This is a genomic window from Streptomyces sp. 35G-GA-8 (assembly GCF_023534745.1).
In the GTDB taxonomy this organism is placed as follows: Bacteria; Actinomycetota; Actinomycetes; order Streptomycetales; family Streptomycetaceae; genus Streptomyces.
The window spans coordinates 246829-262151 of record NZ_JAMHJQ010000010.1 but is presented as its reverse complement, the minus strand read 5'-3'; the positions used below and the strand labels follow the sequence as shown (position 1 = coordinate 262151).

The following is a 15323-nucleotide window of genomic DNA, read 5'->3' as shown; positions in this document are numbered from 1 at the left end:
TCTCCCGGCCTCGGGCGAGCGGCGGCTGTGCCGCGCAGCCGCCGCTCCGGAGGCAACAGATCGATGGATGGGTACGCCGCGGGGGCAGTGCGGGGGGCGACCCCGCTCAGACCTCCGTCGGGTCGAGTGACCCCGTCTGTTCCACGGCGGGACGCAGACGCAGGGTGCGGATCTGGAAGGGCCGGAACGTGAGGTTCACGGTCCCGTCGCCGGACGTGCCTGCCAGCTCCTGTTCCGGCTGCTCCAGCAGGTCGCAGTCGAAGGCCGCGGCGAGCGGGAAGCCCGCGGACAGACGGGCCGGGACCGCTCCGCCGCACGCTTCGTAGAGTCGGACCACGATGTCGCCGCTGCGGTCGTCCGCGAGCTTCACGGACTCCACCACCACGTCGGTGGTGTCGACCTCCACCAGGGATCGGGCGTCGGCAGGGGCGGGGCGCAAGGGCAGGTTCAGGGCGTAGCCTCCGGCGATCGCCTCCTCGATCCCCGCCCCGGCCAGCAGCGCGTAGCTGAAGCTGTGCCGGCCCCGGTCGGCCTGTGGGTCGGGGCTGTGCGGGGAACGGAGCAGGGAGAGCCGCACCGTCGTGGTGGTTCCGCCGCCGTCCCGTGTGTCGCGGCGGACGTCGTGCCCGTAGGTGGAGTCGTTGAGCAGGGCGGCGCCCCAGTGCCGCTCGCCGACGTGCACCCAGCGGTGCGCCCACAGTTCGAAGCGTGCCGCGTCCCAGCTCGTGTTCTCGTGTGTGGGCCGCTGCACATGACCGAACTGGATCTCGGCGCTCTCGCGTTCCGCGTGTACGTCGAGCGGCCAGGCCGCCTTCAGTACGGTGTCGCGCTCCTGCCAGTCGATGTCGTTGCGGACGGTCACCTGCCGGCTCTCGGCGGCGATCTCGATGTGCTGGACGAACCGCGAGGATCCGTGGGCGCGCTCGACCCGCACCGACGCCAGCAGCGGTCCTTCGTCCACGAGAGTCACCGACTCGGCCTCGTCCAGGTCGCGCACGGTGTCGCGGTAGTACGAGTCGATGTTCCACGCCGACCACAGATTGGGGTCGTCGGGGTGGAGCTGGAGGAGATTGCCGGCGGCGCCGGGAGCGATCGCCTCCCGCCGCGCCGTGTGGTCGTAGACCGAGGTGAGCAGGCCGCGCCGGTCCACGACGACGGTCAGCACCCCGTTGTCGAGGACGAAACCACCGTCCTGGGCCGTGGCCGTGACGGTGCCACGGGGCGCGTCCGCGGTGCCGCCCGAGGCGAGGGGGGCGACCTCGGCGAGGATCGCCGTGCGTCCGTCCGACAGGCGCTGCGCACCGGCGAACTCGCCGTCGGCGACGTCCGCGAGGACCGCGACCTCGCGGCGTGCGTACGGTCCGGCGTTGAGGAGCGCGGGACCTCCGGGCAGGTGGCCGACCGCGTCGGCGATCAGCGATTCGAGTTCGGCGTGGATCTCCGCGTATTCGCGCTCGGCCTGCCGGTGCACCCAGGCGATGGACGAGCCGGGCAGAATGTCGTGGAACTGGTTGAGCAGGACTCGCCGCCACAGCGATTCCAGACGCTCGTACGGGTAGGGCGCGCCGGCCCGGACGGCCGCGGTGGCGGCCCAGAGCTCGGCCTCACGCAGCAGTGCCTCGCCCCGTCGGTTGCCGCGCTTGGTGCGGGCCTGGCTGGTGTAGGTGCCGCGATGGTTCTCCAAGTACAACTCGCCGCGCCATACGGGCAGTTGGTCGCGTTCGGCACGGGCCTTCTCGAAGAACGTGTCGGGCGCCTCGACCACGACCTTGGGCGAGCCTTCGAGGTCGCGCAGTCGGCGGGCCTTCTCCAGCATCGAGCGGGTGGGCCCGCCACCGCCGTCGCCGTAGCCGAAGGGGACCAGCGAGCGGGTGGCCACCCCCTTGTCCGCGAAGTTGTGCTCGGCGTGGGCGAGTTCGGCCGCCGTGAGGGACGCGTTGTAGCTGTCGACGGGCGGGAAGTGGGTGAAGATACGCGTTCCGTCGATGCCTTCCCAGTCGAAGGTGTGGTGCGGGAGCTTGTTGGTCTCGTTCCAGGAGAGCTTCTGGGTGAGGAACCACCGGGCGCCGGCCAGCTTGGCGAGCTGGGGATAGGCGGCGGTGTATCCGAACGAGTCGGGCAGCCACACCCCGTGCTGCTCGATACCGAACTCCTCCGCGAAGAAGCGCCGCCCGTAGACGAGTTGGCGGGCCAGTGCCTCACCGCCGGGGAGGTTGCCGTCGGCCTCGACCCACATGCCGCCCACAGGTGCCCAGTTCCCGTCGGCCGCCGCCTTCTTCATACGGGCGAAGATCTCCGGGCGCTGTTCCTTCATCCATGCGTACTGCTGCGCGGAGGAGCAGGCGAAGACGAGCTCGGGGTACTCGTCCGCCAGCGTGGTCATGTTGGTGAATGTACGCGCGCATTTGCGGACGGTCTCCCGGACCGGCCACAGCCAGGCCGAGTCGATATGGGCATGGCCGACCGCGGCGAGGGTGTGCGCCGAGGCGTGCGCGGGCCGGGACAGCACATCGGCGAGTGCGCGCCGGGCCTCGGCCGCGGTGTTCGCCACATCGCCCGGGACGATGGCGTCGGCGGCGCGGCGCAGGGCGTGCAGGATCTCGTGACGTCGGGAGGAGCCGGCGGGCAACTCGTGCATCAACTCGTCGAGCACCTCGATGTCGTGGATGAGGTGCCATACGTCGTCCTCGCGTACCGCGATCTCGGCCTGTTCGAGCCGGTAGATGTGCGCCGTGCCCGCGGTCTCCGGCGATCCGTGGTGGATGTGCAGGCCGGCGCTGGCGACGATGGGCGGGTTGGCGGCCAGCTCGATCAGCAGGTCGACCCGGTCGCCGCCGGTGGCGGAGTCGGCGAGGAGCACGGTGCGGCTGTACGGATGCAGGCCCTGGAGCGGGGCGCCCTGACTGTCGTGGACCAGGCCCTCCGCCTGGCCGCCGGGCCCCTTCGTCAGATCGAACCCGAGGTCGAAGACGGCCTCGACCCGGCGCCCCGACCACTCCTCGGGAATCTCCGCGCTCGCCCGCATCCAGGTCGTCGCCCAGGGGCCGCCCCAGGTGTTGCCGAGCGTGAAGGGCTCGTAGTCGGCGTGCAGGGCGTCGGCCACGGGGACGGGTTCGCCGTCGACGTACCAGGCGCTCAGGGTGAGGGGCCGCGCGGCGCTGTAGAGGGCGGGGCGGATCACTCGATCGAGGAGCTTGCGGATCCGGGTCTCGATGATCCGGCGGTCGTCATGCACGGTGCTGGTCCTTCCAAAGGCCGTACGTGGCGGGGTTCTCGGGGTCGGGAGCGGGCAGCCGGACGGTGTCCCGCGCGCCGTCCGGCCAGGCCACGTCCACGAGCAGGGTGGTGCCCTGGGCCCGGGTGGTGACCTGGGGCAGGGCGGCGGGGTCCGTGCCGCCGAGGTGGACGAGGGCGACGTGAACGGTGCCGTGCGCGACGGGTCCTTCGGTCTCCACGACGGGGGTGGCGGAGGCGGGGCCGAGTGCGTTGGTGTCGGCGCCGGTCACGACGGAGGCGTTCGGGAGGCCCTGTGCGCCGATGACGAGGGAGACCAGGCCGTCGGCGCCCTCGACCCGGGCGGTTCCACCGTCGACGGGACCGGCCTCGGACGCGGGCCGCGGATCGACAGCGAGCGCCCAGCCACCGATACGCAGCACATGTCCGGTCCCGGGGTCGCCGTCGACGCGTACGGCCCGTACCTCGACCGAGCCGCGCAGCACGGAGCCGACGGTGATCCAAGGGCCGAGGGTGTAGTCGGTGTCGGGGCCGCCGAACACATCCCACGTGGCGTCGTCGAGCCAGTGCGCGCGGGAGCGCGAGACGGCCGTGGCACCGTCGATGGAGATCCTGGTGGCGGGGCGCCGGTGAGAGGCGCGGCCGGCCGCGTCCAGCAGCACGACCGCGTTGTCGAGCGGGTCCGCCGTCGCGCTGCCGCCAGGGACGGTGGGGTCGCCGGGGGTCTCGGGCGCGGTGTGGGTGGAGTAGGCGAAGCGGGCGTAGGACGGGTCGTCGGCGTGCGGACGCGCCGGGTCGGCGTGGTCCCCGCCGTGGTTGACGACACGTACGACGCCGTCCGAGGCGGTGCCGGAGACGAGCCAGCCGGGCGTGGCCAACGCCTGCCCGAAATCGCCCTGTTCAACGGCGAGCGGGGTCGACTCCTCGGTCCACACAGGGTGGTCGGCCGGCAGGGCGAGCCCGATGAAGCCCTTGCTCGCCCAGTACGGGGACGCGGGGCCCGAGTAGCTCTGGAGAACACCGCGGAAGGGCCGGTGCCAGCCGAGCGTGAGCAGCCCCGCGTCGTTGACGGCCCCGTGCTCGGTGAAGTGGTCGAGCATCCGGGTCGCGATCGCCCGGGTCTCTCCCGGCGCCAGCGGGGTGGCGTCGAAGAGCGCGCCGGTCCACACCGGCGCCAGTGCCGCGTGCCGGTAGGTGAGCGAGCGGCCCTGGATCAGTGGTGAGCCGTTGGCGCCGACGAGCAGCCGCTGGTCCAGCAGGAACCGCCGCAACCGCTCCCGGTAGCGGTCGAGCAGCCCGCTGGGCGCCGCGTCGCCGAGGATGCGGCAGAACCACAGCGGGTACAAGTGCATCGCCCAGCCGTTGTAGTGGTCGAAGTTGCGGTGCCCGGCGCCGGTGAGGCCGTCCGAGTACCAGCCGTCGCCCGCGTACCAGCCGTCGGTGAGCGCGATGGTCCTGTCGAAGTCCTGCTGGCGCCACTCACCCCCGACCGTACGGGCGAAGGCCTCGGTGATGCCCTGGAACCAGATCCAGTTGTTGCCGGGCATCAGATTGCCGACCATCGGGGCCAGCCAGTTCAGGATCCGTTCCTTGACCACCTCGTCGAGGCGGTCCCAGATCCATGGGCGGGTCTCGTGCAGCGCCAGCGCGATGGACGCAGCCTCGACCTTGGCCTGGTTGCATTCGGCGAAGGACGGCCAGCGGTCCGGGTTCTTCGGGTCGGTGCCGGCGGCGAGGCCGGCCGCGTACCACCCGGCGAGGTCGTGGGGGTCCGCGCCCGCCGCCCCTGCCAGCCGGAAACCGGCCAGCAGGAACGTGCGGGCGAACCCCTCAAGGCCATCGCTGTGCGCGCCGTTGTGGCTCGCCGTACCGGGCAGGTGGATCAGCTCGTGCCCGGCGGCGGCGTAGGGCCGTACGGCGAGCAGCATGCGATCCGCGGTCTGTTCCCAGTGGGCGCGGGCCTCGGCGGGGGTGCGGTTCATCGGTTGCGGGCCTCCCACGCCTGCTCGTACTCGGCACGCATCTTGTCGCCCGCCTTCTGCCGCCAGTTCTTTATCGCGCCGTCCCACTCACCGAGGGAGTTGCGGCCCTGCATGATGCCCATCCGGAGACTGTCGAGCGTCGCGAAGAACAGCTTGGACATCTTGGCGTCCGTCGCCGAGTACAGCGCCTCGGCCGGGTTGGGGATCAGCTGCGTGACGGCTTCCTTCTGGAAGGCGTACTGGTCGGGCACGATCTCCGGCTTCTGCGGGTAGTAGAGCGTGAACGGCGAGTCGGTGGCGAAGATCGTCGGCAGATAGGTCTCGGCCGTGCCCTTCGGCGTGGGGATCGGGTCCGATCCCTTCAGGGTGTGATCGGGGCCCTGCACGCCGTACTTGCGCAGCAGATATCCGTCGGTGCCGAAGGGGGCGGCGAGGGCGTTCATGGCGCGCAGGATCTGCTGGATGCGCGCCTTGGGGGCCTTCTTGATGATGAGAGTGGCGTAGTTGGCGCGGCCCTGCCACTGGCCACCCTTGGTGCTGTCGTCCCAGTCGGGCGGCAGCATGTAACCGATGTCCAGACCCTTGGAGACGGGCCCGTACGTGGTGTAGAGGTCGTTCCACGCCGCCGGTGCGTCGGGGTGCATCACGATCTGGCCGTTGCCGAACCACTCCTTGAACTTGCCCTTGATGGCGAAGGCGTCGGGGTGCATGACGCCGGCCTTCTTGAGCTGGTTGACCGCGTCCATGGCCTGCTTGCACTCTTCCATCTCGAAGTGGTGCGTGAACCGGCCCTGGTCCTCACGCCACCAGTTGGGCGCGCCCAGCATCTGCATCACGAGGTTCCACGTGGTGGTGGGATCGCCGAGGGCGTACTGGTGGGCCTTCGGGTCGGTGATGTCCTTGCAGAGCTGGACGAACTCGCGCCAGGTCTTCGGGTTCGGGTCGAGGTCCTTCTTCTCGAACAGGTCGAGCCGGGTGTAGACGGGGCCGCCGGAGACCGGGCGGGGCATCGGGAGGGCGTAGATCCCGCCGTTGCGCACGCAGGGGCGCCAGGAGTCGGTGGGGATGTTGGCGAGGTACGGATAGTCCCGGATGTTGTCGCCGGACAGGTGCGGGGTGAGGTCCTCGAAGAGGGTGTACAGCATGTCCGGGGTGGCGGCGCTGTTCTGGTCCGGGGGCAGCATCAGCATCGCGTCCGGCAGGTCGCCCCCCGCGAGGGTCACCGCGAACTTCTGCGGATAGTCGTTGACCGGGGTGATCGCGAAGTTGATGTCGCAGCCGATGTACTTGTTGAGGGCCTGCCACATGACGTTGCTCTCCACCGGCGGCGGCACCGGGTTGAAGATCAGGTTCATGATGGTGATGTCGGGGCCCTTGGCGGGCGGGCCGTCCGGGAAGGCCTTGGGGGGATCGGCAGGGAAGTGCTGGTAACCGGCGGAGACGCCGTCCTGCGTGGCGGGCATCGAGGTGGGCACGCCCTTGTACCTGATGTACGTGGGCAGCTCCGCGTTCGCGTTGGCCAGATTGGCCGGCCTGGGCTTGAAGTCGCCGCAGCCGGTGAGGGCCAGACCGGCCCCGACGCCGATGGCCGAGGCGAGGAAGCCGCGGCGGTTGAGTGTTGGCTTCATGGTCATCCCTTCACCGCTCCGATCATGACGCCCTTGTTCATATGGCGCTGGACGAAGGGGTAGACGAGCACGATCGGCACGATCGACAGTACGAGGATCGCCGCCTGCAGCGACTGGGCGGGTGGCACCGGTACCCCGGCGGCGACATCCAGCTGGCCGCCGCTGAGTGAGGCATTGTTGACGACGTAGGTGCGCAGCACGAGCTGCATGGGCCACTTGGCCGCGTCGTTCATGAACAACAGGGCGTTGAAGAAGGCGTTCCAGTACGTCACGGCGTAGAAGAGGCCGATGACGCCGATGGACGCCTTGGACAGCGGGATCACGATCTTGGTCAGGATCGACCACTCCGACGCGCCGTCGATGCGGGCGGCGTCGATCAGCTCACGGGGCAGGCTCATGAAGAAGGAGCGCAGCACGATCACGTTGAACGCGTTGACCATGGTGGGCAGGATCAGCGACCAGTAGCTGTTGATCAGTCCGAGCTGCTTGACCATCAGATAGGTCGGGATGACACCCGGCACGAACAGCAGGGACATCAGCAGCAGCATCAGCACCGGCTTGTGCCCGAAGGAGCCGGGCCGGCTCAGCCCGTACGCCAGCAGGATGGAGGTGGCGAGGCTGAGGGCGGTGCCCACCACGGTGACCCCGACGCTCACCATCATGGCCTGTGACACCAGGCCGCCGGAGAGCAGCGCCGAGTACGACTCGAAGGTCGGGCTGTCGGGCCAGAGCACGAAGCCACCGGCCTTGGTGATCTGGTCGGGGGAGGCGATCGAGGTCGAGATGATCGCCAGGAAGGGCAGCACGACCAGGAGCACGCAGATCAGCAGGAACAGCGACTTCAGAGCGCGCCACGGCGGGGTGCCGGGGCTCTCGCCGGGGATGGCGCTGTAGGACCTGCGCGAGGTGCCGCCGCGTGCGGGGCGGGTGGGAGACAGCGTTGTCATGACCGGTAGACACCTTCTTCGCCGAAGAGATGGGCGACCTTGTTGGCGCCCAGCACGAGCAGGATCCCGATCACGCCCTTGACCAGGCCGACGGCGGCGGCTACGCCCCACTGTCCGCCGACGACGCCGTTGTTGAAGACGTAGGTGTCCAGCACCTCGCTGCTGTCCAGGCCGACGGCGGTCTGCTGGAGCAGGATCTGTTCGAAGCCGACGGACAGGGCGTCGCCGAGCCGGAGGATGAGGAGCAGGATCACCAGGCCGCGCAGAGCCGGCAAAGTGACGTGCCAGGTCTGCCGGAAGCGGCTGGCGCCGTCCATGGCGGAGGCCTCGTAGAGGTTGGTGTCGACGCGGGAGAGTGCCGCCAGGAAGAGGATGGTGCCCCAGCCGGCGTCCTTCCAGATCACCTGGGAGGTGATGAGCGTCTTGAAGAAGTCGGGGTTGCCGATGATGTTCCAGGTACCCAGGTCCTGGGCCTGAAGGAACAGGTTGAGCATGCCGGTGCCGCCCAGCATCTGCTGGAAGAGGGCGACGATGACCACCCACGACAGGAAGTGCGGCAGGTACAGAACGTTCTGCACCCACTTCTTGATCCGCTCGCTGACCAGGCTGTTCAGCGCGAGCGCCAGCACGATCGGCACGGGGAAGACGAACACGACCTGGATCAGGGTGAGTTCCAGGGTGTTGACCAGTGCCTTGAGGAACTGGTCGTCGCCGTTGAAGATGACTTCGAAGTTGCTCAGCCCGCTCCAGGGACTGTGCATGATGCCGATGAACGGCTGGTAGTCCTGGAAGGCGATGATGTTGCCCAGCAGCGGGATGTAGTGGAAGAGGAGCAGCACCACGATGCCCGGTATCAGAAACCAGAACAGGGCCATGTCCCGGCGGTTGCTGGGACGCAGCCGCCGTAGTCCGCCCTTGTCCGTCTGCCCGGCCTTTTCGGCCGGGCGGGCGGCGGGTTGGTCAAGTGTTGTCATGATGTGAAGCCCTTTCACCGGGAGAGGGGCGTCTTCGGCCACTCCCGGGGTCAGCAGGTCATGCGGAAGTTCGAGCGGCGGACCGGCCTCCTTGTCTGTTCCGGAGTGTGTGCTCGCGCGGCCCGTCAGGCGAGGCGGGGAAGCGCTTCGCGGGTGACCTCGCCGAGCAGCGGCCGGCCCGCCACCCAGCGGGCCACCTCGGCGACCGCGTACTGCCCGAGCCTTCGTACCTCGCTTCCCTGTGCGCCGGCGATGTGCGGGGTGACCAGCACATTCGGCAGTGACAGGAGCGGGTGGCCGGCGGGCAGGGGTTCGGGGGAGGTCACATCGAGGTATGCCTCCAGTCGGCCGGAGGCGCATTCGGCTGTCAGCGCGTCCGTGTCGACGATGGCCCCTCGGGCGGTGTTGATGAGCGCGCCGCCGTCGGGGATGAGCGCGAGCATCCTGGCGTCGAGCAGGCCCGTGGTCCCGGGCAGGAGCGGGGCGTGGACGCTGACCACCGCCGACCGCGCGCAGAGATCGGCGAGCTCGACCCGCTCGGCGCCGAGCCGGCGCGCCTCCTCGTCCGTGACGTACGGATCGCTCAGCAACACCCGGAAGCCCGCGTCGGACCTGGCCAGTTCGGCGATCACCCGGCGCCCGATGCGCGAGGCACCGATGATCCCGACAGTGAGCCCGTCGGCGCCCGAACGGTCGGCGAAGTCCGGCCATCCGTCCGCGTAGCCGGCCGCCATCGTCAGGGTCCGGCGCGCGGCGAGCGTGATCAGGGCGACGGTGCAGGAGGCGACGGGACCGGCGTTGGCGTCGGCCGCCGATGACACGACGATCCCGCGTTCCCAGACCGCCTCGCTGACGATCGGCTTGACGGTGCCCGCGGCGTGCATCACCGCGCGCAGGTGGGGTGCCTCCGCCAGGACGTCGGCCGTCAGACGGGGACAGCCCCAGCCGCTGACCAGGATCTCCGCGTCGGCGAGCGCGGCTCCCAGCTCGGCCCCGGACGCGTCGGGGGCGAGTCGGACCAGCGCGGAGAGCCGGGCGCGCTGGTCCTCGGGGAGCACGAGCTCCGCGGTACCGGGATTCATGACGCATACCGCCCTTGGGCGTTCAGGGTGTCCGGCTCTGGCTGTCATGAGAGGGGCCTCTTTCGCTACGTGCTGATAGGTACTCATCTGTAGGGGATGTATGAGGATGGGCCGCCGTCCCGGTGCGGCCCATCGTCAGGCGCGCGGCAGACGCAGGGTCACCATCTGGAACGGACGCAGGGCGAGTACGACACCGCCGTCGGCCGCGGTCGGCTGCTCGGCGTCCGCCAGCGGGCGTTCGAGCAGATCCGTGGGGAAGGCACGGCCGGTGGCGAAACCGTCGACACGGACGGTGGCGCGGGCCCGGCCTCCCTGTGCCTCGTAGAGGCGTACCACCAGGTCGCCGCTGCGGTCGTCGGCCAGCTTCACGGCACTGACCACGACGGCGTCGTTGTCCACGGTCACCAGGGGCGCGACCGCCGTGGTGGATCCGGTGACCCGGCGCTCGGGCAGGTTGGCCCGATAGCCCTCACGGATCGCGTCGCCGATGTCCGCGCCCGGCACCAGCGCGTGCCGGAACCGGTGGACGCCCTGATCGGTCTCGGGATCCGGGTAGCGGGGGGCGCGCAGCAGCGACGCGCGCACGGTCGTCGTCGTGCCCGCGTGGGCACCGGTCCGTACCGCGCGGGTCACATCATGGCCGTAGGTCGCGTCGTTGACGACCGCGACGCCCCAGCCCGGCTCGTCGACATGCACGAAACGGTGGTTGCACGCCTCGAACTTGGCCCACTCCCAGCTCGTGTTCTGGTGGGTGGGCCGGTACACGTGCCCGAACTGTGTCTCGGAGGCGTACCGGTCGGCCTTCACATCCAGCGGGAAGGCCAGCTTCAGGAAGCGCTCGGTCTCGTGCCAGTCCACCTCGGTGGCGATGTCGAGCCGCTTGGCGTCCGCCGGGACCGACAGCAGCTGAGTGACACGGGACGCCCCGAAAACGCGCTCGACCCGCACCGAGGTGCCCTCGACACCCAGCTCGGCCACCTCGGTGAGGTCACTGCCGACGTTCCGGTAGAAGGCGTCGACGTCCCACGCGTCCCACTGGTTGGGGAAGTCGGGGTGGAGCTGGAGAAGGTTGGCCGCCTGCCCGGGCGCGACCGCCTCCCGGTCCGCGACGCGGTCGTACGCGGAGACCACGAGGCCGCGCCCGTCGATCTCGACCCGCAGCATCCCGTTGTCGAGGACGTACCCTCCTCCTTCGCGGGGGACCGGGGACACCACGTCGGCCCCCGCGGTCCGGGCCGAAGCGCCCCCGGCGGGAACCGAACCGCGCCCGTGCGGAGCCGAGTTGAAGACCAGCTCGCTGCCGCCCGACGCGTCACCGGCGAGCGCGCGCTGCGCACCCGCGATGATGCCCTCCAGCTCCCCGGCGAGCCGCGCGTAAGTCTCGCGTGCCTCGCGGTGCACCCAGGCGATCGACGAGCCGGGCAGGATGTCATGGAACTGGTGCAGGAGCACCGTCTTCCAGATCCGGTCCAACTCCTCGTAGGGATACGGCATCTCCGTGCGCGCCGCCGCCGTGGCGGCCCACAGCTCGGCCTCCGTGAGCAGCGACTCGCTGCGGCGGTTGCCGCGCTTGGTCCCCGCCTGGCTGGTGAGCGTGGCGCGGTGCAGTTCGAGGTAGAGCTCCCCGACCCACACGGGCGGGTCGGGGTACTCGGCCTCGGCCTTGGCGAAGAAGTCGGCGGGGGCCTCCCACTCGACCCTCGCCGCACCCTCCAGACTGCGCATCCGTGCCGCCTTGGCGACCATCTCGCGCGTGGTCCCACCACCGCCGTCCCCGTAACCGGTCGGCGCGAGGGAGCGGGTGGCGACGCCCTTCTCCTTGAAGTTACGTGCCGCGTGGGCGATCTGACGGCCCGCCATCTCGCAGTTGTACGAGTCGACCGGCGGGAAGTGGGTGAAGACGCGAGTGCCGTCGATGCCCTCCCAGGAGAACGTGTGGTGCGGGAAGGTGTTGGTCCGGCTCCACGAGATCTTCTGGGTGAGCAGTCGCGTGGCGCCGGCGGCCCTGATGATCTGCGGCAGGCCCGCCGCGAAGCCGAAGGTGTCCGGCAGCCACGCCTCGTCGCTCTCGATGCCGAACTCTTCCAGGAAGAAGCGTTTGCCATGGACGAACTGACGGGCCATCGCCTCGGACCCCGGCATGTTGGTGTCGGACTCCACCCACATCCCGCCGGTGGGTACGAACCTGCCGTCCGCGACGGCCTTCTTGACCCGGGCGTACACCTCGGGCCGATGCTCCTTGATCCAGGCGAACTGCTGCGCCTGCGACATGGTGAAGACGAAGTCGGGCTCCTCTTCGAGGAGCGCCGTCATGTTCGACGCCGTACGGGCCACCTTGCGGACCGTCTCGCGCAGCGGCCAGAGCCAGGCGGAGTCGATGTGGGCATGCCCGACCGCACTGATGCGGTGCGCGGCGGGCGCGGCGGGCGCGGCGAGCACTCCGGCGAGTTCGTCACGCGCCGCCTGGGCCGTGCCGTTCACGTCCTGAAGGTCGACGGCGTCCAGGGCGCGGCCGACCGCACGCAGGATCTCCCAGCGGCGTGCGCCGTCGACGGGCAGCTCCACCATGAGCTCGCCGAGGACTTCCAGGTCCATGACCAGGTTCCACACCGTCTCGTCGAAGACGGCCAACCGCATCTCCCCGAGCACGTACTGCGGCGCCTCGCCCGCCGTCGCCTTGTCGCCCATCGGCGTCGGCTGGAACGGCACCCCGCTCGCGTCGAGGTCGGGGTTGGAGGCGGCCTCGATGCGCCAGTGGACCTGCTCCCCACCGGTCACCGGTGAGCCGACGCGGATGTACGCGTTGCGCGGGTGGAGTCCCTTGACCGGGGTGCCATCGGGCCGGTAGACGAGGCCCTCGCACTGGAATCCCGGGGTCCGCGGGGTGAATCCGAGGTCCAGTACGGCCTCGACGGTACGGCCCGACCACTCGGCGGGGACGGTGCCGGTGACCTTGAACCAGCTGGTCCCCCAGGGCAGGCCCCACGGTGTGCCGGGGGCGATGGGGACGGTCGGTGCCGCCAACCCCTCGGATACGGGCACGGGCTCGCCCGCGGTGGACCACATCTCCACGGCCAAGGGTGTCGTGACGGGGTGGACAGCCGGCCGGATGCGTTCCCTGAGGACGCGTTCCAGACGTGCTTCGACCAGCTTCCGGTCGTCATGCATGAAGGGGGTCTCCTGTTGCTGCGAGCGTGTGGGGGCAGTCGAGAGTGGTGCGGTCGGACAGGCGTTGCTCAGGTATCGGCGGCGGTCACCGGGGCGGGGCGCTCGCAGGTGCTGGTCACCGGGAGTGCGCGGCCCTGGTCCGCCGCGTCCATGAGGGTGAGCATGGTGTCCAGGACGTGTGCGGCGAGTTCCGCCGACGCGCGGTGCGGACGCCCCTCGGACAGGGCCTCGGCCAGATCGACGAGACCGGTGCCTCGCCCGGCGCCCGGGTAGCCGGCGGACGGGGGCAGGGTTTCCCAGCCGTCACCGCGGTGGATCTCCACGGCACCGTCGAAGTTGTTCGGGTCGGGCACGGACAGCGAGGCGTCAGTGCCGTGCACCTCGATGCGCGGCAGCCGCGCGGCGCGCACGTCGAAGCTCATGACCAGGGTGGACAGGGCGCCTCCGGCGTGCTCCAGGACGCCGGTGATGTGGGTGTCCACCTCCACCGGGAAGGTGTGCCCCGCGCGGGGACCGCTCCCGATGGTCCGCCGCGCACGGGGCCGGGACGACGCTCCCGTCACCCGGACCACCGGGCCGAGGAGGTGGACCAGGGCCGACAGATAGTACGGCCCCATGTCGAGCAGCGGGCCACCTCCCGGGCGGTAGTAGAACTCCGGGTCCGGGTGCCACCTCTCGTGGCCCGCGCCGGTCATGAAGGCGGTGGCCGCCACGGGCCTCCCGATCAGGCCGTCGTCCACCGCCTTGCGCGCGGTCTGGGTCCCGGAGCCGAGGACGGTGTCGGGCGCGCAGCCCACCCGCACTCCCGCCTCGCGCGCCGCCGCCAGCACGGCGTCGGCCTCCTCGCGGTTGGCCGCGAGGGGCTTCTCGCCGTACACATGCTTGCCCGCGCGGATCGCCGCCAGGGCGACGTCCGCGTGCGCGGCCGGAATCGTGAGGTTGAGAACGGCGTCCACGTCGTCCCTGGCCACCAGGGCGGCCACGGAGGGCAGCACGGCGACTTCTTCCCCGGCCCGCGCCTGTTCCGCGACGGCCCGCGCGCGGCTCGGGTCGAGGTCGGTGACGGCGGTCAGCCGCACGGATGTCAGGCTCCGCAGGGTCGAGAGGTAGGCGCCGCTAATCTTTCCCGCGCCCACGATGCCGATGTTCAACGGCTTCAGCGGCTCGCCCACAGCAGTCCCCTCTCGGTCAGTGCCCGGACTTCCGGGACGTCGAAATCGTCGGGCTTGTGGCCGATGGCCGAGACGAAGACCCGTCCCGCGCCGGAGGTCCTGGTCCACACGGCGGGCATCACCGTGGGCCGGTCGTGCAGCTCGTCCGGCGGGAAGGTGGTGGTGGCGAGGACATCGATGTGCGGGTCGGTGAGCACCCAGTACTGCTCGGTGTGCACGGTGAAGTCGTCGAGCCCCGTGATGACGGGGTGGTCGGCGCGTTCGGGCAGCAGGTGCACGGTGTGGTCGTGGAAACCCGGTGGGTGCATCACGAACGTGCCACCGGTCAGCAGGTGGTAACCGTGATCGTGGAAGGAGTCGATGATGCCGCCGTGCCAGCCGGCGAGCCCGGTGCCCGCCCGCACCGCGGAAGCGAGACCGGCGCTCTGCTCACGGGTGAGGGTCCCCATGGTCCAGCACTGCACGATCAGGTCGGTGGCGGCCAGGCGCTCCGCGTCCTCGTACACCGCGAGGTTCTCGGAGGTCTCGACGGTGAATCCCCGCTCCTTGAGGAACGGGACGAATGCGTCGCTGATCGTGACGGGCTGATGCCCGTCCCATCCACCGCGGACGACGAGTGCTCGTCGGTTGTCGCTGGTCAAGGTGATGCGCGCTCCCATCGGCGCCGCACGGCAGCGTGCGGAGATCGAGGTCGGGGTGAGGTTGCCCAACAGGCCGGGGCGAGGCAACTGCCTCTCTTCGGGCCCAGTTGAACCGGCTGCGGACTGAACGTATGAACGGCACGAAAGTTTGTCAATATGTTGGACGAAGTTGGGGTAGGGCTATCTGATGGCCCCCCTTTACGGCGAGCGGGGCGGGCGGTGATCGCCGCGAAACCGTGCATATCACCAGCAATAGGGCATGCCGCCGGGCGGCCCGCAGTTCGCCCGGAGGGTGCGCGGAGGACCCATCGGGCCTGCTCGGCGCTCCCGCCGCCGGACCGCTTGACGCATCGCCGTCCCGCAGGCGCGCCTCAACTCCTCACTCTGAGGCCCGAACGCCTCGCCAAGGCCCGCTCGATGCGCCTGCGTTCGGGCTGTCGAACGTATTGACTAACACAACTCGATGGATTTACATGACGACGCGGCCAACCCGTC

The 15323-nt window shown here is 70.2% G+C and carries 9 protein-coding genes; all 9 read right to left on the bottom strand.

Annotated features, from left to right (window positions below):
* Window positions 1-106: 106 nt before the first annotated feature.
* The 9 genes from M1203_RS24365 to M1203_RS24325 all read right to left on the bottom strand — a co-directional run bounded on the left by M1203_RS24365 (window position 107) and on the right by M1203_RS24325 (window position 14846).
* The gene (locus M1203_RS24365) at window positions 107-3235 is read right to left on the bottom strand and encodes a glycoside hydrolase family 38 C-terminal domain-containing protein (RefSeq protein ID WP_249951918.1); all 3129 of its coding nucleotides are present in this window, start codon (window positions 3233-3235) and stop codon (window positions 107-109) included.
* Window positions 3228-5216: a DUF2264 domain-containing protein gene (locus tag M1203_RS24360; protein WP_249951917.1), complete on the bottom strand. Its 1989-nt coding sequence runs from the start codon at window positions 5214-5216 to the stop codon at window positions 3228-3230. Before M1203_RS24360 ends, M1203_RS24365 begins: the two co-directional genes overlap by 8 nt.
* Window positions 5213-6844 carry a substrate-binding domain-containing protein gene (locus M1203_RS24355; protein WP_249951916.1) on the bottom strand — a complete coding sequence of 544 codons (1632 nt, stop codon included), beginning with the start codon at window positions 6842-6844 and terminating at the stop codon, window positions 5213-5215. The genes M1203_RS24360 and M1203_RS24355 overlap by 4 nt, the downstream gene beginning before the upstream one ends.
* Window positions 6845-6846: 2 nt before the next feature.
* Window positions 6847-7791, bottom strand: a complete 945-nt coding sequence (locus tag M1203_RS24350) for a carbohydrate ABC transporter permease (protein WP_249951915.1) — start codon at window positions 7789-7791, stop codon at window positions 6847-6849.
* Window positions 7788-8765: a sugar ABC transporter permease gene (locus M1203_RS24345; RefSeq protein WP_249951914.1), complete on the bottom strand. Its 978-nt coding sequence runs from the start codon at window positions 8763-8765 to the stop codon at window positions 7788-7790. The genes M1203_RS24350 and M1203_RS24345 overlap by 4 nt, the downstream gene beginning before the upstream one ends.
* 125 nt (window positions 8766-8890) lie before the next feature.
* A complete protein-coding gene (locus M1203_RS24340; protein ID WP_249951913.1) occupies window positions 8891-9847 on the bottom strand; it encodes a hydroxyacid dehydrogenase in 957 nt (318 codons plus the stop codon).
* Window positions 9848-9982: 135 nt separating this feature from the next.
* A complete protein-coding gene (locus M1203_RS24335) occupies window positions 9983-13015 on the bottom strand; it encodes a glycoside hydrolase family 38 C-terminal domain-containing protein (RefSeq protein WP_249951912.1) in 3033 nt (1010 codons plus the stop codon).
* Window positions 13016-13083: 68 nt separating this feature from the next.
* Window positions 13084-14187, bottom strand: coding sequence for a Gfo/Idh/MocA family protein (locus tag M1203_RS24330; protein WP_249951911.1), 1104 nt, complete (start codon window positions 14185-14187; stop codon window positions 13084-13086).
* Window positions 14172-14846, bottom strand: a complete 675-nt coding sequence (locus M1203_RS24325; protein WP_249951910.1) for a ThuA domain-containing protein — start codon at window positions 14844-14846, stop codon at window positions 14172-14174. Before M1203_RS24325 ends, M1203_RS24330 begins: the two co-directional genes overlap by 16 nt.
* Between the last annotated feature and the right edge of the window lie 477 nt (window positions 14847-15323).

Excerpts from the sequence above, each read along its gene's own strand:
- M1203_RS24360 (WP_249951917.1), bottom strand. The coding sequence starts at position 5,216 with ATGAACCGCACCCCCGCCGAGGCCCGCGCCCACTGGGAACAGACCGCG.
- M1203_RS24355 (WP_249951916.1), bottom strand. The coding sequence starts at position 6,844 with ATGAAGCCAACACTCAACCGCCGCGGCTTCCTCGCCTCGGCCATCGGC.
- M1203_RS24350 (WP_249951915.1), bottom strand. The coding sequence starts at position 7,791 with ATGACAACGCTGTCTCCCACCCGCCCCGCACGCGGCGGCACCTCGCGC.
- M1203_RS24345 (WP_249951914.1), bottom strand. The coding sequence starts at position 8,765 with ATGACAACACTTGACCAACCCGCCGCCCGCCCGGCCGAAAAGGCCGGG.
- M1203_RS24340 (WP_249951913.1), bottom strand. The coding sequence starts at position 9,847 with ATGAATCCCGGTACCGCGGAGCTCGTGCTCCCCGAGGACCAGCGCGCC.
- M1203_RS24335 (WP_249951912.1), bottom strand. The coding sequence starts at position 13,015 with ATGCATGACGACCGGAAGCTGGTCGAAGCACGTCTGGAACGCGTCCTC.
- M1203_RS24325 (WP_249951910.1), bottom strand. The coding sequence starts at position 14,846 with ATGGGAGCGCGCATCACCTTGACCAGCGACAACCGACGAGCACTCGTC.